The sequence below is a fragment of the Aurantimicrobium minutum genome, from assembly GCF_029892845.1.
GTDB classification, from domain to species: Bacteria; Actinomycetota; Actinomycetes; order Actinomycetales; family Microbacteriaceae; genus Aurantimicrobium; species Aurantimicrobium minutum_B.
Genome location: NZ_JARXVT010000001.1, coordinates 167,797 through 192,956, shown reverse-complemented (window position 1 = coordinate 192,956; position 25,160 = coordinate 167,797). Strand labels below are relative to the sequence as shown.

The window sequence follows — 25,160 nt, the reverse complement described above, 5'->3', positions numbered from 1 at the left end:
TTCTTGATGCCAGCTGAGTGTTTGTTGAGACTAGGCAGGGGAATTGAAGCGCTGCTGCGCTGCAAGCATTCCCTCATCTGCGATGGTCTCCACTGCATCGGTGGCATGCGCCAAAACGTGAGGCAGAATCTCGCGCTCAGAGGAGTTGAAGTTGGCGAGAACGAAGTCTGCGGCATCCTGACGACCAGGAGGGCGCCCAATACCAATACGAATGCGGTTGAACTCATTGGTGCCAATGGCAGCGATGATGTCGCGGAGGCCGTTGTGGCCGCCGTGGCCGCCATTACTCTTGAGACGAATCACGTCAAAGTCAATGTCGAGCTCATCGTGGAGAACGATCAGGTTGGCGGGCTCAACGCCATAGAACTTCAGCAGGTTAGCCACTGGCCCTCCTGAGAGGTTCATAAAAGTGTTGGGCTTGGCAATGATGAGTTTGGGGCCTCCGGGGCGCACCCAACCCTCTGCAACAAGCGCATTTGCTTTGTGCGACTTGAAAGTCGCACCGATGTCGCTGGCCAACTGCGACACAGCCATCTGTCCCACATTGTGGCGATGACCGGCGTAGTCGGGCCCGGGGTTACCGAGCCCGACTACAAGCCAGGTTGTGCTCAATTGAGTTATTACTCAGCAGCCTCAGCTGCAGCAGCTGCACCGGAGAGCTCAGCGTCAGCTTCAGCTGCTGCCTTCTCTGCGTCGTGCTGCTCAGCGTGGATTTCTGCCTTGTGCTCAGCGTGTGCTGCGTCGTCAGCAAGTTCTGCTGCGAGCTCGTCGCCGGACTCAGCGAGGTCCTTAGCTGAAGGAGAGTGAACGTGAACAACGAGGCGGGTTGAGTCGCCATCGATGATTGCGTCCGAAGGAAGCTCAAGCTCAGCGAAGGTTACGCGGAAGCCAGGAGCCTTGCCCTCAATGTTGATCTCGATGAACTCAGGAATGTGAGTTGCGTTAGCGAGAAGAGGAACAGTCTTAGCGTCGAGCTCAAGAACTGCACCGGACTGCTGGGTTCCCACGATGTGGAGAGGAACGTTCACGAGAACCTTCTCACCCTGGTTCACAACAACGAGGTCGATGTGCTCGATGATCTGGAGTACGGGGTCCTTCTGGACATCCTTCACCAGAGTCAGCTGGCTCTTGCCATCGATCTGAAGGTCGAGGATTGCGTTCTTCTTACGAAGAAGAAGGCGAACCTGGTGTGCTGGAACAGCAACGTGCTGAACCTCTGCACCGTGACCGTATACAACTGCAGGAATCTGACCAGCAGCGCGCAGACGGCGAGCAAAGCCCTTACCGAACTGGGTACGTACCTCTGCGGGTACCTTGTTATCAACTTCAGCCATGATGGCCTCCTAATCTGTGAGGCCGTGGCCTCAATCGTTATTTCAACTCGAACGCATGTCAGCGTGAGGAAACGGCGAGAGCCACATTCCACCGCGTCGATAACGGATATCCAAGAGATATCCCTCGCCGAAGTACGTCTTTACTGTATCGGCAAAGGCGTAACAGCGCGAAATCGGGGAAAGAAGCCAATCTGCGGTCAGGTACGATTGAGGCAGAGACTTTATTCCTTAAGAGACGACTGAATACCTCTACTTTTCCCACTTTTTCTTTTCTTGAGCTAGGAGACGCATTCGTGAGCGCGAAGGCAAACATCGGAGTCGTTGGACTCGCCGTTATGGGTTCGAACTTGGCACGTAACCTCGCCAGCCGCGAAGGCAACACCGTTGCGGTGTACAACCGCTCCTATGCACGCACCGAGCAGCTCATCACCGAGCACCCAGAAGCAGGTTTCATCGCGTCCGAGACCATCGATGATTTCGTGGCCTCACTGGCACAGCCTCGCACCGCGATCATCATGGTTCAGGCCGGTGCCGGAACTGACGCTGTGATCAGCCAGCTGGCTGAGCGTTTCGAGCCCGGCGACATCATCGTTGATGGTGGAAACGCACTCTTCACTGACACTTTGCGCCGTGAGGCCGCTATCTCCCCCACCGGCGTTCACTTTGTTGGTGCCGGTATTTCCGGTGGTGAAGAGGGTGCGCTCAAGGGCCCCAGCATCATGCCTGGTGGTTCAGCCGAGTCCTACAAGACCCTCGGCCCCATCCTTTCTTCCATTGCTGCCGTTGCTGAGGGTGAGCCTTGTGTAACTCACGTGGGCACCGACGGTGCTGGTCACTTTGTGAAGATGATTCACAACGGTATTGAGTATGCAGATATGCAGCTCATCGCTGAGGCATACGACCTGCTGCGCAACATTGGTGGCTTTGCTCCTGCCGAGATCGCAGACATCTTCACCGAATGGAACAAGGGCGAGCTCGAGTCCTACCTGATCGAGATCACAGCTGAGGTTCTCAAGCAGGTTGATGCCAAGACCGGTAAGCCACTGGTTGATGTCATCCTCGACGAGGCTGGCTCGAAGGGCACCGGCGTCTGGACTGTTCAGACCTCACTGAACTTGGGCGTTCCTGTTTCCGGAATTGCTGAAGCTGTCTTCGCTCGTTCGCTTTCTTCACAGCGTGCACAGCGAGATGCTGCCAACAACCTGCCTGCTGACACCGTTGCTTACAACGTTGAAGACAAGGCTGCTTTTGTTGAAGACGTGCGCCGTGCACTCTATGCATCCAAGATTGTTGCCTACGCACAGGGCTTCGACGCTATTCGCGCCGGCGCCAAGGAATACAACTGGAACATCGACTTGGGCGCTGTGTCCAAGATCTGGCGTGGTGGTTGCATCATCCGAGCTCAGTTCCTCAACCGCATTGCTGAGGCCTACGGCAAGGACGCCAACCTGCTGTCCCTGCTGCTCGATGGCTACTTCACCGACGCTGTTGCTAAGTCACTGGGCGCATGGCGTCGCATTGTGGCTGGCGCTTCGCTGGCTGGTTACCCCATCCCCGCATTTGCATCCTCTCTGTCCTACTACGACGGTCTGCGTGCTGAGCGTCTTCCTGCCTCTGTTGTTCAGGGACAGCGCGACTTCTTCGGTGCACACACCTACAAGCGCATCGACATGCCTGGCACATTCCACACCCTGTGGTCTGGTGACCGCACTGAGATCGAAGCTGAGCCCAGCACCCACTAACTCACTCGCGGGAAATCCCTCCCCCGCCCGAAGGAGACATCCATGAGTGATCGCATTGTGGTCATTGGTGAGGCGTTAATCGACCTCATCCAGCAGCCAGATGGCAACTACCAGGCGAAGCCTGGTGGAGCACCCGCAAATGTGTCTATTGCTTTAGCTCGTCTTGGTGCACACGTCAGCTTCGCTGGCCGCATGAGTGACGACAAGTTTGGCCAGAAGCTGCACGACTGGCTCTCGCCAGAGAAGATCGACCTCTCCCTAGTGGAGCGCACCAGCGATCCCACCTCGCTTGCCGTGGCATCACTAGATGAACAGGGCAAGGCAAGTTACAGCTTTTACCTCAAGGGAACTGCTGACTGGGGTTGGACCCTGGGAGCTTTCGTTCACCTCGAGGTGGAACCACCTGCTGCTCTCGTGATTGGTTCTGTAGCGACCGCCATTGAGCCTGGTGCTTCGGTGATTGAGAACCTCGCAGGTCACTTGCATTCCACCGAGAACTCCACTGTTGTCATTGACCTCAACATCCGCCCCGGCCTCGGCTTTGAGCGCGAGAACGAGACGGTGCGCGTGGAGCGCCAAATCAAGCTGGCCCACATCGTCAAGGCATCCGATGATGACCTTGCCTGGCTCTACCCTGACCGCTCCCCCGTTGACACCGCCCGCCTGTGGGCAGGTGCTGGCCACCACGTCATCATGACCCGTGGTGCCGATGGCGCAACTCTGTTCACTCCAACCGGTGACACCGTGAGCGTGAAGGCCCCCGTGATTGAGCTCGTCGACACCGTCGGAGCAGGAGACTCGTTCCTGGGTGCAACCCTCTATGGCCTCCAGCAGCGTGGTGCCCTCGGCGGCAACGCAGAGGAACTCTTGGCCAAGGTCACCCTGGACGAGTGGATCGACCTCCTCACCCTCGCAGCTGAGGTGGGCGCCATTACGTGTTCACGAGCTGGGTGTAATCCACCCACGCTCGCGGAACTAGGCTTGTAATTCTTATGCTCACCACCCAAGTCCTCATTACTCAGGGCATCCTGCTCGGATGTGTGCTCTTGGGATGGTTCGCTGGTGGACTAATCCACAAATTTGCTGACAAGCGATTTAAAGAAGGTGACCTGAAGGGTCACGAACTCGGTCGCCTGTCAGACACCCTGGCGTTTGTGGGAGGTGCAGTCGGAATTCTGCTGGGCCTCCTTCTCAGCTTTGCTGTTGCAGATTTCGACGACACCAAGGGCAGCATTCAAAGCATGGGGCGCAGCAGCCTCACCATCTTCTCTGCCTCTGAATCATTGGCAGAAGACCAGCGCCTCGAGATTCGCCGAGATGTGGCTTGTGCACTTCGCTCCAGCGCCACCGATGACTGGGTTGAAATCGGCAACGGTCAACGAGGTGGATCACCCATCACCACGGACTGGCTCCTCAAGCTCAACACGGATGTTGCACATGTGGATCTCACCACCATTCAGCAGCAGCAGAACTTCCCCATTTTGGCTTCTGGGGCTGCAGAACTGACCAGTGCTCGTGAAGAACTCGTCATGGGCAACTCTGCGCTGATTCCTTTTGTGGTGTGGCTGGTGATCTACTTCTCCAGTTTTGTCATGACGGCGCTCTTGGCCATGCACTTAGCTGACCGTAAACTTCTGGCTCGCATCTCCGCAGGAATGTCATGGGGCATGCTTGCCGTCATCCTCTTTGCGCTCACAGTGCTGGATGCCCCACTGGCTCCAGTATTTGGAACCCCCACACTTGAACCAGTACCTATCCAAGAAACACTGCAGGTATTAGAGGAGTCATTCCCTCACAGTGCACTGTGGGCAGAGTGCACCCCTCCTGTCAAGAACTAACGAGCTTCCAGCCAGTTCTCCACGCGTAGTCCTGGTACACGTTCGAATTCTCGAACATTTCCCGTTACGAGAGTTAGTTCCCTCGATCGAGCCTGTGCAGCGATTAAAGTATCGTGCTCACCAATTCGTCGTCCGGTGCTTTCAAGCTCTGCACGAATTTCACCTGCATGTAACGCATCCTGATAAGTGAAGTCAATAACCCTGAAAACCTGCAGCACTCGGTCAAGCTGTTCACGATTATGCTCTTGTTTTTGAGATTTCCTAACCCCATAATCCAGTTCTGCAACCGTCACGCTGGAAAGAACGCAATCTGAATAATGAGTCTCAAATTTCTCAACTACATCAATCTTTTTCATTCTGATGAGTTCGATGAGAACATCACTATCTACCAAAAATTTCATTCCTCGTCCCACGAGAACTCTCTAGGTGGAAGTTCATTTTCAGGAGGGTCAGTAGTGAAATCATCCGTAAATCCAGGAGATTCAAGCATCCAACTTATTAAGTCTTTTTTGGGTACTAGAAGTCTGTTATTCCCCTGAACAATAATTTCAACCTCTGAAACATGTGGGGGAAATGCAACTTCTTTGGGCAACCTCACCGCTTGGGTGGTGTTGTTCAGAAATAGTTTGCTTGTAATCACCGGTGGCTCCTTGTATATATCCAAAGTATATACAAGTGCATATGTGGTTGTCATGGAACGAATATAGAAACCCTGGCGGTGTTCATTCTCCAATCCCCTGGATTCGCGGATAAGTACTACTTCTCAGTAATTGTGGAGTACATGTTGTTAACCTCGTGAGGCCCCGGCATAGCCGGGGCCTCACGAAGCAGGTCAGGTTGAGAAAGTCCTCGGTGTGACCCAGACGGATCTGCTGTTACTTGTTGTTGCGACGGCGAAGAGTCACATTCGCAGCAAGGAATCCGAAGCCCAGCAGAATTAGGAAGCCTGCGCTATAGAACACAGGAACTGCCTGACTACCTGTCATTGCGAGTTCTGCAGGAACAACTTCACTCGTTGCCAGGAGGATGCCTCCTGGAGAAACCTTGAAGAAGTTCTCTTCAGTCCAGGGAGTTCCGTCTGCTGCTGTTCCCTCAATGACCAATCGGTGCCAACCCGCTTCAAGGTTCGAAGGAATACGAACCGTCGTGTTTAAGCGTCCTGACCAGATTGTTCCCTGGTCAATGATCTGAGGGGTGGAGAACACGGTTACGGTGTAGCCGGTCTGGTCCTTGAGGCCGTCTACATCGAGGTCAACAGGAGCGTTAGCAATTGCCGATCCAACTGGAACTTGGATATCTACTGCAGCAATTGGAGTAGCTGGAAGTGCCCGCCACTGTGCGTAGAGGGTTTCACTTGAAGTGAATGGGTGGGTTGCGTCAACTGCGTAAGCAGTACCAGAACCGTTAGCAATGGTGTTCCAACCAGTGAAGCCATAACCAGTTCTAGCGATTGTGTTTGTATTCAAGGTTGTGGTTGCAAAGCCTGATTGATCTGGCATGATTCCAGTACCGCCATTTGCGTTGAAACTAACGGTCCGCAAAAGTGATGTCCAATGAGCGTAAATATCAATGTTGTTTGTTGCTGAAGGGTTATATCCGCTTGAAAGGGCTAAACCTCCAGACGAAGCCTCGAACCAGCCATCGAACCGATATCCCGCTGCGGACAAAGGTGAAGGCAGGGTGAGATTTCCCCCCGTGGAAAAGGATCCGTTACCAGGTACAACACCATGGTCACTGTGATAGGTGACTGTGTTTGTGTTTGCCGTCCACAAAGCATAGAGGTCTGTGTCAGCGTTAAAGGTGAAGTTTTGGACCGGAGAATATGTTGTTGGGCCACCTGAGTTTGTGGCCCAACCACTCAACATGTAACCAGGACGGGTAAACGTGCCGTTTAGATTAGCTGAGGTACCAGAGTTACCTGACTGTGTTGTTGTGGCAGGAGACGCACCATTAAAGTCCGCATGGAATGTCACTGTTCTTGTTGACACTCCCCAAACGGCATACAGAGTTTGAGCCCAAGCATTGAATGGGAAAGTCGATGCCTGATCAAGATAAGTTGCTGTAGTTGCACTTTGAGTCGAACTCCAACCGAGAAAAGTTTTCCCAGCAGGTGGTGTCAGTGTTGAAGCGGACAGCTTTCCTCTAGGAGTTGACCACTGTTCGGACATTGAACCTGTGCCGCCATTAGCGTTAAACGCTACTGAGCGCATGGTGTGGAAATTAACATAAGCGGTTGTTGATGCCGAAGACGAGGTGGTGATGTTTTTCACTTCGCCTCTAACCGCTGTGTTGTTTCCAAGCACAACGTAACCCGCATCAATAACCAGAGTGATTGTCGAGCCACTTGGAACCGTGGTGCCTCTGGTATATGCGGTGACTGCACCACTAACAGTGGAGCCATCCATCTGAGTTCGCAACTGTGCCCCTGATAATGAAATCTGATTACCAGAAGGGTCAACGGCGGTAACAGAAATACCAGTACAAGTTGGTGCATACGCACAACCAGAGGTAGACATAGCGGAGCTACCCAAAGTTCCGCCAGGCATAGAGCCGAATTGGAATGCTAAATAATTTGAATTCGAGTAAGCGCCAGATGGACTCGAATCAGGAACAATTCCAATGGGGGTGATGAATGAAATTGTTATAGGTTGCGGATTTAGGGTCGTCCCCGATGAAGCCCAGGTGTATCCCCCTGGGATTGAGATTATGGGGTCTCCAGCCGCAGCATGCGCTGGTACAACAAAAGCAACAGCACTAACTAAAGTAATTGCCGCAGTAACGAATGACGAGATTAATGTGGTTAAAAACTTTTTGCTGAAACGTCCTGCACTAATCTGCTCGTTGCGGTTGCCCATTAATGATTCCTTAAGTATAAATTTTTAACTAACGTCAGTTAAAGATATAGACACCTGTTCAAGGTGTCCAACCGCTCGATTGCTCAATATTTACGTCACGTCAGGGGTATCCTGTTGGCATGCCTAAAAGGAACCTTTCAGACGCGAGCGTGTACGCTGCTGCTGACTGGTTAAAGCTTGGCCCAGTGGCAGACCCTTCCACCCGCGAGAAGATGATCATGCTCGCCATTGAGGACATCAGAGACGTTGGACCGGCAGATTTCAGCCCCATGCGGGTCTGCGACCGCCTTGGCTTGAAGCATCCTCTTGTGAACTACCACTTTGGTAACCGGGATGGCCTCATTGCCGAAGCCACCTGGTGGGCCTACCAACTGTGGTCGAAGAATGTCGTCGACTCAATTCAAAAAGCACCGTCAAACCCTGAAAAAAGATTAAGAGCATTCGTCGTTGAAGAAGCTAAATGGGCCGCGAAGTTTGAAGGAATGTATCTCCTCCTACAACACCCACTTGCTTCCTTCGATTCACAAATTCTTGTTAAAGAGCGCTACCAAAAAGAGATGGAAGAGCTCTTCGACTATCACCTGGCGCTTGTTGCTGTGTGCGTTGCAGATTTGCGCAGTGGCAAAGTCAGTTCTGTTGAGTTCGATAAAGACAACTTGCCCCGCACTTTAAGCCTGACTAACCCTGGTGCTGTGCTGACTGCTGGCCATATTGCCTGGATGACTCACGGTTTTGCTTCCTGGTCTGCTGGTCACCACGTGAGCACAAAGAGCATGGATGCCCGTGCAGTGAAGAACCTCAGCGTGGGGATTGCAAAGAAGACTTACATCGACCTCATTGTGAAGGTCGCAAAGGGAAACTAATCCCTAAGCAGCACCATCAAACATTGAGGTGACAGATCCTTCTTCGAAGACCTCGTGGATAGCGCTAGCCAGTAGAGGTGCGATGGGAAGAATGGTGAGCTTCTCAAAGCGCTTGTCTTCGGGAACCGGAAGAGTGTCGGTGACAACTACTTCGCTGATGAACTCAGACTGCAGAATCTCGCATGCTGGGTCAGAGAAAACTGCGTGGGTGGCAGCAACCACAACACCAATAGCGCCGTTAGCAACGAGTGCTTCAGCTGCCTTCACGATGGTGCGACCAGTGTCGATCATGTCGTCAACGAGGAGACAGACGCGGCCTGAGACCTGGCCCACGATCTCGTGGACAGTGACCTGGTTGTGAACCTTGGGGTCACGACGCTTGTGAATGATGGCCAGGGGTGCACCGAGTTTCTCGCTCCAGATGTCTGCAACGCGAACGCGGCCCATGTCAGGAGAAACAACAGTCAAGGTGCTGGGGTCCAGCTGTGCACGGAAGTGCTCAAGCAGAACAGGCATAGCGAAGAGGTGGTCAACGGGGCCATCAAAGAAGCCCTGGATCTGCGCTGCGTGAAGGTCAACGCTCATGATGCGGTCTGCACCAGCAGTCTTGAACAGATCAGCTACCAGACGAGCAGAGATGGGCTCACGTCCACGGCCCTTCTTGTCCTGGCGGGCGTAGGGGTAAAAGGGGGCAACAACAGTGATGCGCTTGGCAGATGCACGCTTGAGTGCATCAATCATGATCAAGGTTTCCATTACCCATTCGTTGATGGGGGCAGTGTGGGACTGAACCACGAAGACATCAGCACCACGAACGCTGTCGTCGTAACGGGCATAGATTTCACCGTTAGCAAAGGTGCGCAGGTCAGTACCTGATACGTGAGTGTTCAGCGCTGCGGCAACATCGGTTGCCAGCTGCGGGTGTGCACGCCCACTCACGATCACGAGCTTCTTCTTCGTAGACACTGAGATTTCTGACACTTGCGGCCTTTCGAAGGTGGTGAGACTCGTAATGGTTGGTGTTACTTGGCCTCGTCAGCAGCCTGGGCTGCTGCGGTGCCAGGACGGTTGGCTTGAACCCAGCCATCCATGTTGCGCTGTGGAGCTACGTTAATGGCGAGAGCCCCAGCTGGGACATCCTTACGGATGACTGCACCGGCGCCACTATAAGCTCCATCGCCAATACTAATTGGCGCAACGAACGTGTTGTGAGAGCCAGTTCTCACGTGGGAACCCACGGTGGTGTGGCTCTTGGTCACGCCGTCGTAGTTCGCAAAGATGGTGCCCGCACCAATGTTGCTTCCTTCACCGATGGTGGCGTCTCCCACGTAGGAAAGGTGAGGAACCTTGCTGCCCTTGCCAATGCGGGCATTTTTCGTCTCAACGAAAGTGCCGATCTTGCCGGAGGCTTCAAGGTATGTTCCAGGACGTAGGTAGGAGAAGGGTCCGACCGATGCGCCAGCGCCGATAACGGACAGGGTCGCATCGGTGCGCTTGATCACAGCACCTTCGCCAACTTCGGTGTCGAGCAGGGTGGTGTCGGGGCCAATAATTGCTCCGGTCTCTACGACAGTTGCACCGAGGAGCTGAGTACCAGGCTTGATCTCCACATCAGGAGCCAGCTGAACCTGGATATCAATCCAGGTGGAAGCTGGGTCAGTGATGGTGACACCAGCAAGTTGCCAGCCGCGCACAATCAAACCGTTGAGAAGTCCTGCAGCACGTGAGAGCTGCGCACGGTCGTTGATGCCCTCGACCTTCCAGGAATCCAGAATCTCCACAGCAGCAACAGTTGCACCTGCTTCGCGAAGCAGACCAATCACATCAGTGATGTATTTCTCGCCCTGTGCGTTATCCAGGGTGAGGTTGCTCAACTGTGCACGAAGTTCTGGAGCGGAGAAGACATAGATACCGGCATTGATTTCCTTGATGGCCAGTTCATCTTGGTTGGCATCCTTGTGCTCAACGAGCTTCTCGAGATTGCCATCAACAGAGCGGATGACGCGACCGTATCCAGTGGCGTCATCGAGGAGGGTGGACAACACGGTGGCTGCAGCCTTGGCATCACGGTGCTGGTTGATCAGACCCTGAAGAGTTTCTGCATCCAGCAGAGGAACGTCACCGTTGACCACAAGCACGTCACCGGTAAAACCAGCAGGAAGTGCTGCAACAGCTAGCTCAACAGCACGGCCGGTTCCAGGAACGTCGTCCTGGTCCACGATGATGCTTTCTGGCAGGTCTACTTCAATGACCTCAACGAGGCGGTCACGTTCGTGACGAACCACAGAGACAACGTGAGCTGCGTTCAATTCACGAGCAGTAGCGAGAACGTGAGAGACAACGGAGACGCCGCCGAGCTTGTGCAAAAGCTTGGGAGTGGAGCTCTTCATGCGAGTTCCTTGACCGGCTGCAAGAACCACGATGGCAAGTTGTGCGTCGGTCACTCACTTCTCCAATTTTTGATCGGGAGCTCCGCCACCAGGATTCGAACCTAGACCAACAGATCCAAAGACTGTTGTGCTGCCTTTACACTATGGCGGAATGTGAGTTCTCTTTGAAAAACTCACATGTACAGTCTGCCAGATACCAGCAGGGATAATGGATGCATGGCCCCAGAGAATGATGAAGTCGACCGCATTGTGCAGTCGTGGAAGCGCGAGCGCCCGGATCTCGACTTCTCTCCCCTGCAGGTTCTCTCCCGTGTAGGCCGCTTAGCGAAGATGCTGGACCGTGCCCGCAAGGATGCTTTCCACAAATCCAAGCTGGAATCGTGGGAGTTCGACGTTCTCGCTGCGCTGCGTCGTGAAGGCTCTCCCTATCAGCTCAGCCCCAAGGCTTTGCTGCAGCAAACCCTGGTTTCCAGTGGAACCATGACAAACCGCATCGACCGCCTGGTCGACAGCGGTTTGGTGGTTCGTCGCGAGGACCCCAATGACGGTCGTGGCGTCCTGGTCGAAATGACCGCTGCAGGGTTGACCCGCGTGGATGCCGCCATTACCCGCCTTGTCGATGCAGAAGCTCTGCTTTTGGCATCTCTCTCACGCAGTGAGCAGACTCGACTTGCTGAATCTCTGCGTCGGCTCAGCATCGACGTGGACACTCAAGACGCCGCGGAATAAGTCATGGCACGAACACGAAAAGGTTGGCCAACCGAATCCTCAGGAAAGACTGCCCTGCGCAGCACGGCAGTCTCTATTCTGCTGGCAATTGCACTCTTGGCTCTGACGCCCTGGGTTCACTCCAACTGGGGCATGGAAGCAGCGTGGGTTCTGCCGCAGGTTGGCTGCGCAGCAATAATCGTGGCGGCACTCATCAACCTCGTGGCCTACATGTTCTTGCGCCAACGCTCGATTGCAAACCTCATCTCGCTGTCCATCACAGCGACCTTTGGTTTCTACTGCGTCTTCTTCATCTGGATTTCGCAGGCAGCAGGGAACTAAGCGCGAAGCTTCTCAGTTTCTTTCGCAATCTGTGAAACCCTGCCTGGAGACATATGCAGGATTCCGCTGAGGTCTCTTACTGAATAGCCTTCTTTGGAGAGCTCCTTGATAAAGCGGGCAGAGGCAGTCATGATCTCTTTCTGCTCACGTTCAAGTTCTTCACGTCGCTTACCGAGCTCAACAGCAGCAAGCATTTCCTCACCGACATTTGAGAATTCGAATTCAAACTCGAAGACTGACTCATCTTCAATATCCAGGAGCAACGAAAGCACTTCACGGACAGCAAGTTCAAGTGCGATCAGATTTCCAGCAAATGTTGCAGCACCTGGAACAGTGGGAACCTCTGCCAGCCACGACTGACCTTCACGTGCAATTCTGACAACGAATTTCATCGAAGCCACCCCTTCCCTAGAACTTCTTCTAAGCTCCGCTCAATAGCACGAAGTGTTCCCGTGGGGATATCTCCACCATGTTGCGGAACAACTGCCATCTGACTGACACCTTCTCTAGTCACCCGATACAAACGATGGGATCCCTTTTGCCTGAGAAATTGACCACCCAAGGTTTCGATTCGGGTGTTAACTTCTCGTGCTCGCATACTACAGTTTAGCGACTAAACACCTCAAGTGTCTAGTTGCTAAACAGTTGTTAGTGCCCGAGCAAATCGCTGAGTTCTAACCAGCGCATCTCGAGATCAGCAATAGTGCCCTCGCACTTACTGATCTGATCTGAATATTCACCCAAACCCACGTAGTCGTTCTGATCATGGGCAGCCATCTTCACGTGAATCTCGGCAACATCTGCTTGCTGCTTGGCAATCTTGCGCTCGATGGAACCAAATTCCTTCTCGGCATTGCGCAGCTCAGCACCAGCTAACTTGGGCACGGGCTTATTCATCGTTGCTGTGGCCTGAGCGGTCACAGAAATACTCGGTGCAGCCATCTGCTTGGCACGCAGTGCCAAGTACTGGTCAACACCGTTCGGCAGGTGCGTGAAGTGGCCCTCGAGCACGGCGTATTGGTTATCCGTGATGCGCTCGAGCAAGTAACGGTCGTGAGAGATCACGAGCAGGGTTCCTGGCCAAGTGTCGAGGAGGTCCTCCATGGCGACCAACATGTCAGTGTCGAGGTCGTTGGTGGGCTCATCCAAGATCAGCACGTTGGGCTCATCCAAAAGAATCAAGAGCAACTGCAGTCGACGCTTCTGGCCGCCAGAGAGATCCTTGACAGGAGTGGAGAGCTGGGCTGAGGTGAAGCCCAGACGCTCAAGGAGCTGGCCAGGGGTCATCTCTTTGCCGCCGACAGAGTATATGGTGCGCTTCTCTGCAACAACAGCGCTCACGCGCATGTCTTGCACAGCGGTCAACTCATCAAGTTGCTGAGTGAGCGTGGCAATCTTGACGGTCTTACCGCGCTTAACGCGACCCGAGGTCGGCTGGACGTGGTCAGAAACGAGGCCTAGCAAGGTCGACTTTCCAGCACCATTGACGCCGAGAATTCCAGTGCGCTCACCAGGAGCAATACGCCAGGTGACATCGCGGAGAACCTGCTTGTCGCCATATCTGACCGACACCTCTTCAAGGTCGACTACGTCTTTACCCAAACGCTGCATCGCCATAGATGAAAGCTGGATGGCATCACGAACAGGTGGCTCATCTGCGATGAGGGCGTTCGCTGCTTCAATACGGAACTTGGGCTTGGCCGTGCGCGCCGGAGCTCCGCGACGCAACCAGGCCAGTTCCTTCTTCATGAGGTTCTGACGCTTCGCTTCGCTCACTGCAGCAGAGCGGTCACGCTCCACGCGTTGAAGAATGTAGGCGGCATAGCCGCCTTCAAAAGGCTCCAGGATGCGGTCGTGGACTTCCCAAGTTGCATTGGATACTTCATCCAAGAACCACCGGTCGTGTGTAACGACAAGTAGTCCGCCTTGGCCGTTAGGCCAACGCTTCTTAAGGTGTCCCGCAAGCCAGGAAATACCTTCCACATCCAAGTGGTTAGTGGGCTCATCGAGGAAGATGACGTCCCAGTCGCCGGTCAGCAAAGCTGCCAAAGCGACGCGACGACGCTGACCACCCGAGAGGTCACCAACCTTGGCATCCCACGGAATATCCGTCACCAGACCGGTCAGAACATCGCGGACCTTAGGATCGCCTGCCCACACGTGCTCTTCAATACCGCCGACAATTGCTTCGCCCACGGTGAGGTTGCCATCGACTTCATCTGACTGGTCGAGCATGCCGAGGGTGATGCCGCCGCGACGAGTAACACGGCCAGAATCTGGCTCAAGACGTCCAGCAAGGATCTTCATCAGTGTGGACTTGCCATCACCATTGCGACCTACGACACCGACCCGGTCTCCATCATTGATACCGATGGTGATGCCGTCAAAGATGACGCGCGTGGGAAATTCCAGGTGGAGGTTCTCTCCACCGAGCAAGTGTGCCATTAGTCGTTGACCAGACGAGCGCCGTGAACGGGGCCCGATACGCGCAAAACCTTGTGGCCGGCAGCACTCAAAGTGACTTGCAGGTCAATAGCTGACTCTGCATCCTCGGCAAGGAAAGCAAGGGTGGGGCCAGAACCGGAGACGATGCCAGCAAGGGCTCCGCTCTTCTCACCCAGCTCTAGAACCTCAACAAGTGAGGGCTTGAGGTGAAGTGCTGGTGCTTGGAGGTCATTGCTCAGTGCATCGGCCAGCATGATGGGATCTCCCGCACGCAGTGCCTGGAGAACAGCAGTGTCGACGGTGGGCGACTGGGGTGCTGGCTTGATGTCGGCCACGTGGCGTTCACGGTGGGCATCAAGTTCGCCATAGACAGCTGGGGTGCTCAGGCCAAAGTCAGCTGGAACGAGGACCCACTCAAAGTGTTCGTGGCTGGTCAGCACGGGGCTGAGGCGATCGCCGCGGCCGGTACCAATAGCAGTGCCGCCCATGAGCGCAAAGGGAACATCAGCGCCGAGTTCAGCAGCGAGTGCAAGCAGTGCATCTTTGCCCATATTGGTTCCCCAGAGTGCGTCACAGGCAACAAGTGCACCGGCAGCATCTGCTGAACCGCCACCCATGCCGCCGGCAATGGGAACGTTCTTTTCAATTTCGAGACGAACACCGCCGCGATACTTTGCTTTGCGAGCAAGAAGCTGTGCTGCCTTGATGGCCAGGTTGGAGGCATCCAGGGGGATGCCACTGAGGTCAAAGTCACCAGTGAATGAGACTGAAAAATCATCTGCGTGATACGCACGAATGTCTTCATAGAGACCGACTGCTTGATAGGTGGTTGCCACATCGTGGTAACCGTCATCCATCACAGCGCCAACGGCAAGCGAGACATTGATCTTGCCGGGGGCTCGAACGTGAGCCACCTCGCGTGTACCTGTCTCGGTCATAATTCCAAACTAGCTGGCGTTGGCGATAGACACGAATTGAGCAATGTTCAACTGCTCCCCGCGCAGCGTGGGATCAATCCCTGCGCGCTCAAGAAGCTCTGTTGCCGCAGCACTCGAGCCACACAAATCAGAGAGTGCCTGGCGCAGCATCTTGCGACGCTGACCAAACGCACCATCGATGATGTCGAAGGTGCGACGACGCAGGGCTTCATCTCCTGGCTGCTCGGCATCAAGTTCAAAGCCAACCAAGACAGAATCGACATTGGGCACTGGCCAGAACACCTGGCGGCTTACAGTGCCAGCAATACGCCACTTGCCATACCAGGCAGCCTTGGCACTGGGCCCGCCATAAATCTTCGACCCTGGCTCAGCAGCGAGGCGGTGTCCCACTTCTGCCTGCACCATGACCACGCCGGAGCGGATGCTGGGGAAGTGCTCCATGAAGTGCAGCAACACAGGAACAGAAACGTTATAGGGAAGGTTTGCCACCAGACGCGTGGGCTCATCAGGGAGCTCCATGATCTTCATGGCGTCTTCGTGAATCACGGTGAGCTTGGCTTCTGGAGCCATCTGGGCAAAGGTCACCGGCAGCTGCGCTGCGAGGCGACCATCAATCTCGACGGCAACAAGGGAAGCCCCTGCCTCCACGATTCCGAGACTGAGTGAACCTAGACCAGGACCAATCTCCACGACAGAGTCGCCAGCTTCAACGCGCGCAACCTTGACGATCTTGCGGACGGTGTTGCCATCAATGACAAAGTTCTGCCCCAGCTTCTTGGTTGGGGTGACATCCAGCAGTTCTGCCAGGTCACGAATCTCGGCGGGACCGAGCAGTTTCACACTCATGCGACGAGACCGTCTTCCCAGGAGCCATAAACCTTCTCGGTGTTGAAGGCAATCTGGGCACAGAGGTCACCCAAGTCATCTCCAAGAACCTCTGCCATCGCACGAACCGTGTGAGGGGTCAGATAGGGAGCGTTGGGACGGCCACGGAATGGTGTGGGGGTCAGGAAAGGCGCATCGGTTTCCACAAGCACCAGTTCACGAGGAATGACCTGGAGCGCTTCACGTAGCTCTTCGTTCTTCTTGAACGTGATGGTGCCGGAGAAGGAAAGGTACCAACCGTTATCGGCAGCAATCTTGGCCATGGCGGCATCGCCGGAGAAGCAGTGGAACACGGTCTTCTCAGGAGCCCCCACGCGCAGCAGAGTTTCAATCACATCATCATGAGCATCACGGTCGTGGATCTGCATCGCAATGGAGTGCTTCTTAGCAATGCCGATATGAGCTTCGAATGAACGACGCTGGGCAGCCAGGCCCTCAGGGCCGGTGCGGAAGAAGTCGAGGCCGGTTTCCCCCACCGCACGGGTGCGAGGCCAGGCAGCCAGTTCATCAATCACAGCGAGTGCGTCATCGAGGGTGCCAGCTTCTTCATAGCGAGGAGCTTCATTGGGGTGGATGGCCACAGCTGCCAGCATTCGAGGTTCTGCGGCAGCAACAGCAGCCGACCACTTTGAGGTCTCCACGTCGCCGCCGACCTGAATCACACCAACAATGCCCACCTCTGCAGCACGCTCGAGGTGTTCGTGGTAATCGATGGGCTGATCGCCATCGGAGATCTCGAGGTGAGTGTGGTTGTCATAGACCGCGACCGGAAGGGGCTCTGGCAGTGGCGGGTAGGACAAGTCACGCTTCTGGCCGTGCTCGGCTGTGGTGTCGCGCTGGCGAATATATGCCGATTCGGTCATATTGATGTAACCGACTACTCGGCGGAGGACTCAATACGAGGGAAGAGTGCTTCGAGTGCGCCCACGGTGGTGCCAGCAGGAACCTGGTTCCACTTTCCAGCCTCACGAATGGGCTGAGCAGTGAGAGCGCCAAGGGCGCCTTCCACGTTCAATGCAGACCACAGTTTCTGGGTTGCCTGAGGCATGAAGGGAGAGAGCAGAACTGCCAGAGCACGCAGGCCTTCGGTTGCTGTGTTCAAGACGGTTGCCAGGCGTGCTGCGTTGGCAGGGTCCTTGGCCAGAGCCCAAGGCTCTTGCTCGGTGATGTACCCGTTGAGGGCATCCACGATGGTCCAGATCGAAGTCACGGCGTCATGGATAGCGAGGCGCTCGATAGCAGCGTCTGCTTCCACAGCAGCAGCGGCCACGACATCTGCGATGGCCTTATCTGATGGAGTGAGTTCACCAGCAGCAGGAACAACACCGTCAAAGTAACGAGTGACCATGGCCAAGGTGCGGGAAGCGAGGTTACCGAAACCATTCGCCAGTTCTGCCTGGTAACGAGCGGAAAGGTCTTCCCAGCTGAAGGAGCCGTCCTGGCCGAAGCTGATGGCGCTCATGAAGTAATAGCGGAACGCATCCGAACCGAAGGTGTCGGTGATGTCGTTAGGCGCAATACCGGTGAGCTTGGACTTGGACATCTTCTCGCCACCTACGAGGAGCCAGCCGTGGCCGTAAACCTGGTGAGGAATCTCAACTCCGGCAGCCATGAGCATGGCAGGCCAAATCACGGCGTGGAAACGCAGGATGTCTTTACCCACAATGTGGGTGGCAGGCCACAGAGAAGCTAGCTTCTCTTCGTCGTAGCCATACCCGGCAGCAGTGATGTAGTTCAGCAAGGCGTCGAACCACACATAGACAACGTGGGAGTCATCCCAGGGAAGCTTGATACCCCAGTCGAAGCTTGAGCGGGAGATAGAGAGGTCATTCAGGCCCTGCTTCACAAACTGCACAACCTCGTTGCGCGCAGACTCAGGCTGCACAAAGTTGGGGTTTGCTTCATACATGTCCAGCAAAGGCTGAGTGAAGTCGCTCATGCGGAAGAAGTAGTTCTTCTCGTGCAGGTTCTCAACGGGCTTGGAGTGAATGGCGCATACTCTTTCGCCAGCAAACTCTCCGGTGCCGTCAACCAGGTCAGAGTCCTGCTTGTATTCCTCACAGCCTACGCAGTAGGAACCTTCGTATTCGCCGGTGTAGATGAACCCCGCGTCATAGAGGTGCTGCAAGAACTTCTTTACGTTGTCTTCGTGACGAGCATCCGTGGTGCGAATGAAGTCATCGTTAGAAATGTCAATGGTGTCCAACAGGGGCTTCCATGCGGACTCAACCAGACGGTCTACCCACTCCTGAGGAGTGGCGCCGTTCGCAGTGGCGGTGCGAAGGATCTTCTCACCGTGCTCATCGGTACCGGTGAGCATCCAGGTGCGGTCTCCAGCCTGGCGGTGCCAGCGTGCGAGGACGTCCGCAGCTACCTCCGTGTACGCGTGACCAATGTGGGGTACGTCGTTGACGTAGAAGATAGGCGTGGTGACGTAGAAGCTTTTGCCGGCAGACATAGCTTCTATTCTATTTTGCTGCGAGAGCTGCCTGATACAGCTCTCGTTTGGAGAGGCCTGTCTCTTCAGCTACCTGCGTACTTGCCTCTTTGAGGCGCATACCGTCAGCAACAAGAAGCTGAACCTGCACTAAACCGTCTTCGAGAGTCAGGGTTGCTGCGGTAGCGCCGCCAATGACCAGCACGATCTCGCCGCGGACGCCGTCGGCGGCCCAGTCGGCGAGATCTGACAGAGAACCACGCTTGACCTCTTCATAGAACTTGGTCAGCTCACGACACACAGCAGCAGAGCGCTCTGCGCCGAGTTCATCGCGAGCATCCGAAAGAGACTCAGCAATGCGGTTGGGAGATTCAAAGAACACCATGGTGCGAGACTCACGGGCCAACGCACGGAACGTGGCCTTACGTTCTCCCTGTTTACGAGGAAGGAAGCCTTCAAAAGTAAAGCGGTCGGTGGGAAGTCCAGCCACGGCGAGCGCGGTAATGACCGCACTGGGTCCGGGAATAGCAGTGACCTGAACACCTGCTGCTGCAGCTGCTTCAACGAGGTGGAAGCCAGGGTCACTGACGGTGGGCATCCCTGCATCAGAGAGCACCAGAACATTGCCTTCTTTGGCCAGCTCGATAATTTCGGGGCTCTTGGTCGACTCGTTGTGGTCGTGCAAAGCAATGAGTCGAGGTCGGTTCTCGATGCCCAATGCATTTAGGAGCTTGGAAGTGGTGCGAGTGTCTTCACTGGCGATAACGGTTGCCTCAGTCAATGCCTCCACTAGTCGGGTGGATGCATCGCCCAGGTTGCCGATGGGAGTTGCTGCCAGGATGATCACCCCTCCAGTTTGGCAGGGTTCTGGTCTGTAGGCTGAACAGGTGAAACAGGCGTTGGCTTCGAGCATGAAGTGGGGAGCTCCAGCAGCAGTGCTTCTGCTGGCTGCTGTGTTGCGCCTGTGGAACCTGGGTAATCCCCACTCACTGGTTTTCGATGAGACGTTCTATGTCAAGGATGCCTGGACGCTCTGGAACAACGGCTACGAATCAACCTGGCCTGTGGGCAGTGATGACAAGTTTAAAGAAGGCATCACCTCCGAATTTGGCACTGATCCGTCGTATGTAGTCCACCCTCAGTTGGGTAAGTGGCTCATTGGTGCTGGAATGGCGCTCTTTGGTTCAGGAAACTCGTTTGGCTGGCGTTTTGGCGTTGCCGTTGCCGGCATTCTGATTGTTTTGCTGGTGATGCTCATCGCCCAGAAGCTGTTCCACAACACCACGCTGACAGTTGTTGCTGGTGGACTGATGGCCATTGATGGCCACGCCATCACTCTTTCGCGTGTGAGCCTGCTGGATAACTTCGTCACACTCTTCACGCTGACCGGTGTCTACTTCGTGCTGATTGACCGGGGGCAGAACCTACCCAGGTTGATGGCCTGGATGCGCAGGCGCCGAGCACAACTGGGCGAAGACCACGAAGGTCCCACGTGGGGTCCAACCCTGTGGAACAGGCCCTATTTGATTCTCGCCGGGCTGGCCTTTGGCTTGGCTTGCAGCGTGAAGTGGTCTGGCCTGTACTTCATCGCTGCCTTTGGGATCTATGTCGTCGTCATGGATGCACTGGATCGTCGTCGCGTAGGACTGCCGTTCTGGATCTCTGCTGCGCTTCTCAAGCAAGCACCCGCCACCTTCCTCTTGATGGTCCCTATTGCCGTGGTGACCTACATCTCGAGCTGGGCGGGATGGATTCTCACCAGCGGTGGGTACTACCGAAACTTGGTCACGGAAGAATCAGGTCTGCGCTGGAGTGGCCCACTCTCCTGGGTTCCTGACTGGGCTCAGAGCCTCTGGGCGTATCACGTCTCTGCCTACCAATTCCATGTTGGCTTGGTCACGCCGCACTCCTATCAAGCCAATCCCCTGACCTGGCTGATTATGTGGCGCCCCACAAGCATGTTTTATGAAGGCGTGAACAACGGCGAAGCTGGGTGCACCTTTGACTCGTGTGCTTCTGCGATCACCGCCATTGCAAACCCCCTGATCTGGTGGGGTGGAACAGCAGCGTTGGGATATTTGGCCTATCGCCTCGTTCGCTACCGCGAATGGAAGGTCGGTTTCATCCTGATGGGCATCGTCGCGGGGTATGTGCCCTGGCTGATGTACCTCAACCGCACCGTGTTCCAGTTCTACGGCATTGTCTACGAGCCCTACATGATCCTCGCCATCACCTTTGTGGTGGGACTCATCTTGGCGATTAAGGACGACTATAAGCGCAGCACAGGGATTGCCGTCTTGACCGTCTTCGGCATCTTGACTGTGCTGCTGAGTATCTTCTTCTACCCACTCTGGAGTGGAATGCAGATTTCATATTGGTACTGGCACCTGCACATGTGGATGCAAAGCTGGGTCTAGACCGTCCCACTGGCCGGACACTCCAGAGAGCATTTCTCTAGCCCATTTGAGTTCATCGACATAAGCTCAGACTGTGACAGCGTACGTCTCAGCCTTTGACCTGTTCTCTATAGGTATTGGGCCCTCCAGTTCCCACACCGTGGGACCCATGAGAGCAGCCCTTGATTTCGTGAACACTCTGAAGTCTCAGAAACTCTTGGACAGCGTCTCCGCCGTCAACTGCAGTCTCTATGGCTCACTGGGTTCCACTGGCATTGGCCACGGCACCCCAGGTGCCGTGATTGCCGGCCTGACAGGGCTTGCCCCAGAATCCTGCATGCCCGAACAGGTGCGCAGTGCGTGGAGCAACCTCGAGACTGACCCCATGCTCAACCTGGGTGGCTCACACTCCATCGCTTTCACAGCAAATGACATTTCCTTCGAACCACGAACCCGTCTGCCCGGACACCCCAATGCCATGACGATCCGGGCATTCGGAGACGACGCACTGCCTCTTTATGAACAGACCTACTACTCAGTAGGCGGTGGCTTCATTCGCCGCGACGGCGAAGAAGCCAGCTCCATCATCACCGAGTGGCCCATGCCCTATGGCACTTCCACTGCATTACTTGCGCTGTGTGATGTTCAGAACATGACCATTGACCAGGTTGCACTGAAGAACGAACTTTCCCAGCACACCGAAGCTGAGGTAAACGAACGCCTCGATGCCATCTGGGACACCATGCACAACTGCGTGAATGCAGGGCTCAACTCAGCAGGAACTCTCCCAGGTGGTCTCAACGTGAAGCGCCGCGCAGCGGAGCTGCGCGAGCACCTCGTCACCGCTGACGCTGCCAACAGTCGCGACACCACCATTGAATGGCTGCATGCCTTTGCTTTGGCTGTAAATGAAGAGAATGCGGCCGGAGGCCGCGTTGTCACCGCACCCACAAATGGTGCTGCAGGCATTGTTCCTGCCGTGGCCAGCTACTACCTGCGCTTTGTTCCTGGCGCGAATCAGGAAGGCATTCGCCGCTATCTCCTGACGGCAACCGCAATTGGTTCTTTGTTCAAGTCCAATGCCTCCATCTCTGGTGCTGAAGCTGGGTGCCAGGGTGAAGTGGGCCCTGCCTGCGCCATGGCGGCAGGTGGTCTGTGTGCTGTCCTCGGTGGTACCCCACGACAGGTCGAGAACGCGGCAGAGATCGCGATGGAACACCACCTCGGTCTCACCTGTGATCCTGTGGGTGGACTGGTTCAGATCCCCTGCATCGAACGCAACGCTATTGCCAGCTCCACTGCAGTGAGTGCAGCACGTCTTGCCCTCCACGGAGATGGCAACCACTTGGTTTCCCTTGACACCGTGATTGAGACCATGCGTCAGACCGGTCTAGATATGTCGACCAAATACAAAGAGACCAGCGAAGGCGGTCTCGCTGTGAACGTTATTGAGTGCTAGCTAAAGCGCAGCAGCAAGCTGGCGAATATCGCCTGCGTGCGTGCCACAGCAGCCACCAATAAGGCTCACACCTTGCTTCACCCATTCAGCTGAATACGCAACGAGAGCATCCGCTGCTGCGTTCTCCCACAGTCCTGTCTCGGCATTCCAGGTGCCACCACCATTGGCATAGATCACCACGGGCAAATCGGTCACAGTGCGAATCTCGGCAATAGCTGCAGAAACCAAAGCTGGGTCAACGCAGTTGACACCGATGGCCGCAATGGCTGGAGATGATGCAGCAATGCGCGCTGCCTCCGCCAGACTCTGACCAGCCCAGAGCTTTCCATCTGGACCAATAGAGAAGCTCATCCACGCAATAGCGCCAGGGAACTCTGCAAGGGCCGCGACGAGAGCCTCAGCCTCGAGAGCATCTGGGATGGTCTCGATAGCGAGGAGGTCAGGGTTAGCCGAAAGGAGAACCGCAAGACGCTCGGCGTGGAATGCACGTAGCTCCTCTAGCGTCTTGCCGTAGTTGCCCTTGTATTCGCTGCCGTCGTGAAGAATCGCACCGTAGGGGCCGACACTGGCAGCCACGAGAGTGTCGGTTCCAACAACGGCCTTACGCGCCACCTCGATGCTGGCGCGCAGAGCGCGGTCAGCATCCTCAGCAATGTGACTGTTCTCGACAAAGCCTGCACGGGAGATTTGGTAGCTGGCGGTGATGACCACCCCAGCTCCCGCGTCAACATAGGCCTTGTGGGCTGCCTCGATGAGACCTGGGTCGTCGAGCAATGCCTGGGCAGTCCAGAGGGAACCCTCGAGACGGCAACCCTGTTGCTCCAGTTCGGTGCTCATTCCGCCGTCAATGGCGAGCGGAGTTCGAACACGAGCTAGAAACTCTTCACGGGTCAACATATGTAGAGCCTAGAAAAGAATGGTGATACGAAGAAAGTCGGAAGGACTTAGTTCGTCAAACCCAGGTACTCATCAACAGGGATGCTGGCTTTCTTGTTCTTGAGCAAGACATACATCAGTGCGCCAGCCAGAGCAGTCACCACAGCCACGATCGTGATGGTGGTCACGAATGCGCTGGTGTAGATGCCAGCCAGGTCAGCGGTGCTCACAGCAGAGAGTGCGGAGTTAGTGGTCGAGCCGGTGGACAAGTAGGACGTGATGGCATCCCAGTTTGCGTCACCTTCAACAGCGCCGTTAGTAGCCTTCTTCACTCCAGCGAGGGTGAAGAGATAAACCATCACGGTGCTACCAGTGAGACCCAGTGCGTAACCGAACTGGCCCACAGCAAGCTTGCTGGAGGTAACAGGGCCATAGAACTTGGCAGGAGCCAAGGTAATGAACAGGTTGCCCTGGCTGGTTGCGTTCATCATCCAACCCACAGCAGCAATGATCATGCCTGGAAGGAACATGAAGTAGCCGGAGGTGGGCGACAGGAAGAGGTAGGTCAAGAAACCAACAACCATGAGTGCATAACCTACGGTTGCGGTGGTGCGAGGCTTCGAGCCCTTGCCGAGGAAGATTCCGGCAAGAACGGATCCAATGATTCCGGCAGCTGACATGGGCAGGCTTGCAGCACCCAAGAGAGCTGCAGGGATGTGGGTGACGTACTGCCACATGTTAGGAAGCATCTGGCTCATCGAGGCAGATGCCATGTTCCAGAAGATACCCATCACCACAGCACCCAAGAATGCGGGGTGGGTGAGCAACTTGATGGGGAAGACAGGGGAAGTGGTGCGGTTCTCACGAATACCAAACGCAGCCAAAGAGATCAGCGCAATGATGACGGGAACATAGAACGAGGGGTGACCAAAACCATTGGTTGCGCCGCTGATGCCGTAAAGCAAACCAGCGATACCAATCGCCACAAAGAGCATGCCGAGGTAGTCAACCTTGGACGCTGGAAGCTTGTCAATCTTGGGCAGGATGGGCTTGACCAGGAAGAAACCAATCACAGCAACCACAGGAAGAATCAGGTATGCCAAACGCCAGCTGGTGGCGATGAGGACACCACCAAGAACCATGGCGATGACGGGGATGATTCCGTTCACAATGTTGAATGTCGCCATGGCGGGGCCCAGCGACTTCTGGCTGGAGACATTCCGCAGCATGCCGTAGGAGGCACCGAAGGTCACACCGAGAGCGACACCAGTAATGATGCGGCCAAGCAGGTAGAACAGAACAGCTGTTCCCGCCTTGGGGTCAATTAAACCTGCGCTCGCGGTCATGAGCTGTCCGCCCGCTGCCACGAGAACTGAAAGAGCCAAGAGAAGACGGCGACCATAACGGTCAGCCAGCATGCCACCGGGGATGGCTGTGGCAGCCAGCGCCAGAGTGGAAATACCAGCGGCAAGAGACTGGGTCGACGCAGAAAAGTTCAGCTCGTCAGAGGCCTTCACCAATGCAAGGGAAGAGATGAGTGGGTCTGCTACCTGGATTGCTCCCAGGAGCCCCAGAAGAATGACGGCAGAACGGCGAAAGCCTGTTTCAGGTGCGGTTCCTGCAGAAGCGGTTGTAGACACTTATTTCTCCTC

Annotated in this window: 25 protein-coding genes and 1 tRNA gene; 8 read left to right on the top strand and 18 right to left on the bottom strand. The window is 55.4% G+C overall.

Annotated elements, in window-relative coordinates:
- Nucleotides 1-30: 30 nt before the first annotated feature.
- Complete coding sequence (gene pth, locus M2118_RS00840; protein ID WP_280794069.1) at nt 31-612, bottom strand: aminoacyl-tRNA hydrolase; 582 nt, start codon at nt 610-612, stop codon at nt 31-33.
- An 8-nt stretch (nt 613-620) separates the two neighbouring features.
- The gene (locus M2118_RS00835) at nt 621-1,334 is read right to left on the bottom strand and encodes a 50S ribosomal protein L25/general stress protein Ctc (RefSeq protein ID WP_280794068.1); all 714 of its coding nucleotides are present in this window, start codon (nt 1,332-1,334) and stop codon (nt 621-623) included.
- Nucleotides 1,335-1,669: 335 nt separating this feature from the next.
- Between M2118_RS00835 and gndA the strand changes: the two genes are divergently transcribed.
- Genes gndA through M2118_RS00820 form a run of 3 tightly spaced genes read left to right on the top strand, consistent with a single transcriptional unit; the run spans nt 1,670 to nt 4,914 of the window.
- Nucleotides 1,670-3,076, top strand: a complete 1,407-nt coding sequence (gndA, locus tag M2118_RS00830) for an NADP-dependent phosphogluconate dehydrogenase (protein WP_432418372.1) — start codon at nt 1,670-1,672, stop codon at nt 3,074-3,076.
- A 42-nt stretch (nt 3,077-3,118) separates the two neighbouring features.
- Nucleotides 3,119-4,063, top strand: coding sequence for a carbohydrate kinase family protein (locus tag M2118_RS00825; protein WP_280794066.1), 945 nt, complete (start codon nt 3,119-3,121; stop codon nt 4,061-4,063).
- A 5-nt stretch (nt 4,064-4,068) separates the two neighbouring features.
- Nucleotides 4,069-4,914 (top strand): hypothetical protein, encoded by an 846-nt coding sequence (locus M2118_RS00820; RefSeq protein WP_280794065.1) that lies wholly within the window; start codon nt 4,069-4,071, stop codon nt 4,912-4,914.
- On the opposite strand, the gene vapC is transcribed toward M2118_RS00820, so the two are convergent.
- The 3 genes from vapC to M2118_RS00805 all read right to left on the bottom strand — a co-directional run bounded on the left by vapC (nt 4,911) and on the right by M2118_RS00805 (nt 7,124).
- On the bottom strand, nt 4,911-5,315 hold the full coding sequence (gene vapC, locus M2118_RS00815; RefSeq protein ID WP_280794064.1) for a type II toxin-antitoxin system tRNA(fMet)-specific endonuclease VapC: 405 nt from the start codon (nt 5,313-5,315) through the stop codon (nt 4,911-4,913). The genes M2118_RS00820 and vapC overlap by 4 nt on opposite strands.
- Nucleotides 5,312-5,608 carry a type II toxin-antitoxin system VapB family antitoxin gene (gene vapB / locus M2118_RS00810; RefSeq protein WP_280794063.1) on the bottom strand — a complete coding sequence of 99 codons (297 nt, stop codon included), beginning with the start codon at nt 5,606-5,608 and terminating at the stop codon, nt 5,312-5,314. Before vapB ends, vapC begins: the two co-directional genes overlap by 4 nt.
- 181 nt (nt 5,609-5,789) lie before the next feature.
- Nucleotides 5,790-7,124, bottom strand: a complete 1,335-nt coding sequence (locus tag M2118_RS00805; RefSeq protein WP_432418371.1) for an InlB B-repeat-containing protein — start codon at nt 7,122-7,124, stop codon at nt 5,790-5,792.
- 764 nt (nt 7,125-7,888) lie between these two features.
- Between M2118_RS00805 and M2118_RS00800 the strand changes: the two genes are divergently transcribed.
- On the top strand, nt 7,889-8,632 hold the full coding sequence (locus M2118_RS00800; RefSeq protein WP_280794062.1) for a TetR/AcrR family transcriptional regulator: 744 nt from the start codon (nt 7,889-7,891) through the stop codon (nt 8,630-8,632).
- A gap of 3 nt (nt 8,633-8,635) precedes the next feature.
- Here the strand turns inward: M2118_RS00800 and M2118_RS00795 are convergent, their stop codons facing one another.
- The 3 genes from M2118_RS00795 to M2118_RS00785 all read right to left on the bottom strand — a co-directional run bounded on the left by M2118_RS00795 (nt 8,636) and on the right by M2118_RS00785 (nt 11,173).
- Entirely contained in the window at nt 8,636-9,604 is a 969-nt protein-coding gene (locus tag M2118_RS00795; RefSeq protein ID WP_432418370.1) for a ribose-phosphate diphosphokinase, read from the bottom strand.
- Between the two features lie 50 nt (nt 9,605-9,654).
- On the bottom strand, nt 9,655-11,076 hold the full coding sequence (gene glmU / locus M2118_RS00790; protein WP_280794060.1) for a bifunctional UDP-N-acetylglucosamine diphosphorylase/glucosamine-1-phosphate N-acetyltransferase GlmU: 1,422 nt from the start codon (nt 11,074-11,076) through the stop codon (nt 9,655-9,657).
- A gap of 26 nt (nt 11,077-11,102) precedes the next feature.
- Nucleotides 11,103-11,173: transfer RNA gene (locus M2118_RS00785), tRNA-Gln, on the bottom strand.
- A 65-nt stretch (nt 11,174-11,238) separates the two neighbouring features.
- Here M2118_RS00785 and M2118_RS00780 point away from each other — a divergent pair.
- Together M2118_RS00780 and M2118_RS00775 are read left to right on the top strand one after the other, a co-directional pair.
- Entirely contained in the window at nt 11,239-11,751 is a 513-nt protein-coding gene (locus M2118_RS00780; RefSeq protein ID WP_280794059.1) for a MarR family winged helix-turn-helix transcriptional regulator, read from the top strand.
- Nucleotides 11,752-11,754: 3 nt separating this feature from the next.
- A complete protein-coding gene (locus M2118_RS00775) occupies nt 11,755-12,072 on the top strand; it encodes a hypothetical protein (RefSeq protein WP_280794058.1) in 318 nt (105 codons plus the stop codon).
- On the opposite strand, the gene M2118_RS00770 is transcribed toward M2118_RS00775, so the two are convergent.
- Genes M2118_RS00770 through rsmI form a run of 8 tightly spaced genes read right to left on the bottom strand, consistent with a single transcriptional unit; the run spans nt 12,069 to nt 19,624 of the window.
- Nucleotides 12,069-12,464, bottom strand: a complete 396-nt coding sequence (locus M2118_RS00770; RefSeq protein ID WP_280794057.1) for a hypothetical protein — start codon at nt 12,462-12,464, stop codon at nt 12,069-12,071. The genes M2118_RS00775 and M2118_RS00770 overlap by 4 nt on opposite strands.
- Entirely contained in the window at nt 12,461-12,670 is a 210-nt protein-coding gene (locus M2118_RS08860) for a type II toxin-antitoxin system HicA family toxin (protein ID WP_366099765.1), read from the bottom strand. Before M2118_RS08860 ends, M2118_RS00770 begins: the two co-directional genes overlap by 4 nt.
- Before the next feature lie 50 nt (nt 12,671-12,720).
- On the bottom strand, nt 12,721-14,517 hold the full coding sequence (locus M2118_RS00765; RefSeq protein ID WP_280794056.1) for an ABC-F family ATP-binding cassette domain-containing protein: 1,797 nt from the start codon (nt 14,515-14,517) through the stop codon (nt 12,721-12,723).
- Nucleotides 14,517-15,455 carry a 4-(cytidine 5'-diphospho)-2-C-methyl-D-erythritol kinase gene (locus M2118_RS00760; protein WP_280794055.1) on the bottom strand — a complete coding sequence of 313 codons (939 nt, stop codon included), beginning with the start codon at nt 15,453-15,455 and terminating at the stop codon, nt 14,517-14,519. The genes M2118_RS00765 and M2118_RS00760 overlap by 1 nt, the downstream gene beginning before the upstream one ends.
- A 9-nt stretch (nt 15,456-15,464) precedes the next feature.
- Entirely contained in the window at nt 15,465-16,301 is an 837-nt protein-coding gene (gene rsmA / locus M2118_RS00755; protein WP_280794054.1) for a 16S rRNA (adenine(1518)-N(6)/adenine(1519)-N(6))-dimethyltransferase RsmA, read from the bottom strand.
- On the bottom strand, nt 16,298-17,203 hold the full coding sequence (locus tag M2118_RS00750) for a TatD family hydrolase (RefSeq protein WP_280794053.1): 906 nt from the start codon (nt 17,201-17,203) through the stop codon (nt 16,298-16,300). Before M2118_RS00750 ends, rsmA begins: the two co-directional genes overlap by 4 nt.
- A gap of 14 nt (nt 17,204-17,217) precedes the next feature.
- Entirely contained in the window at nt 17,218-18,798 is a 1,581-nt protein-coding gene (gene metG, locus M2118_RS00745; protein WP_280794052.1) for a methionine--tRNA ligase, read from the bottom strand.
- 10 nt (nt 18,799-18,808) lie between these two features.
- A complete protein-coding gene (rsmI, locus tag M2118_RS00740) occupies nt 18,809-19,624 on the bottom strand; it encodes a 16S rRNA (cytidine(1402)-2'-O)-methyltransferase (RefSeq protein WP_280794051.1) in 816 nt (271 codons plus the stop codon).
- A gap of 64 nt (nt 19,625-19,688) precedes the next feature.
- Here rsmI and M2118_RS00735 point away from each other — a divergent pair, with 64 nt between their 5' ends.
- Nucleotides 19,689-21,194 carry a dolichyl-phosphate-mannose--protein mannosyltransferase gene (locus tag M2118_RS00735; protein ID WP_280794050.1) on the top strand — a complete coding sequence of 502 codons (1,506 nt, stop codon included), beginning with the start codon at nt 19,689-19,691 and terminating at the stop codon, nt 21,192-21,194.
- Between the two features lie 73 nt (nt 21,195-21,267).
- Nucleotides 21,268-22,632: an L-serine ammonia-lyase gene (locus tag M2118_RS00730; RefSeq protein WP_280794049.1), complete on the top strand. Its 1,365-nt coding sequence runs from the start codon at nt 21,268-21,270 to the stop codon at nt 22,630-22,632.
- Here the strand turns inward: M2118_RS00730 and mmuM are convergent, their stop codons facing one another.
- Nucleotides 22,633-23,529, bottom strand: coding sequence for a homocysteine S-methyltransferase (gene mmuM, locus M2118_RS00725; RefSeq protein WP_280794048.1), 897 nt, complete (start codon nt 23,527-23,529; stop codon nt 22,633-22,635). It lies immediately after the preceding gene.
- 47 nt (nt 23,530-23,576) lie between these two features.
- Entirely contained in the window at nt 23,577-25,148 is a 1,572-nt protein-coding gene (locus M2118_RS00720) for an MFS transporter (protein ID WP_280794047.1), read from the bottom strand.
- Nucleotides 25,149-25,160 lie beyond the last annotated feature (12 nt).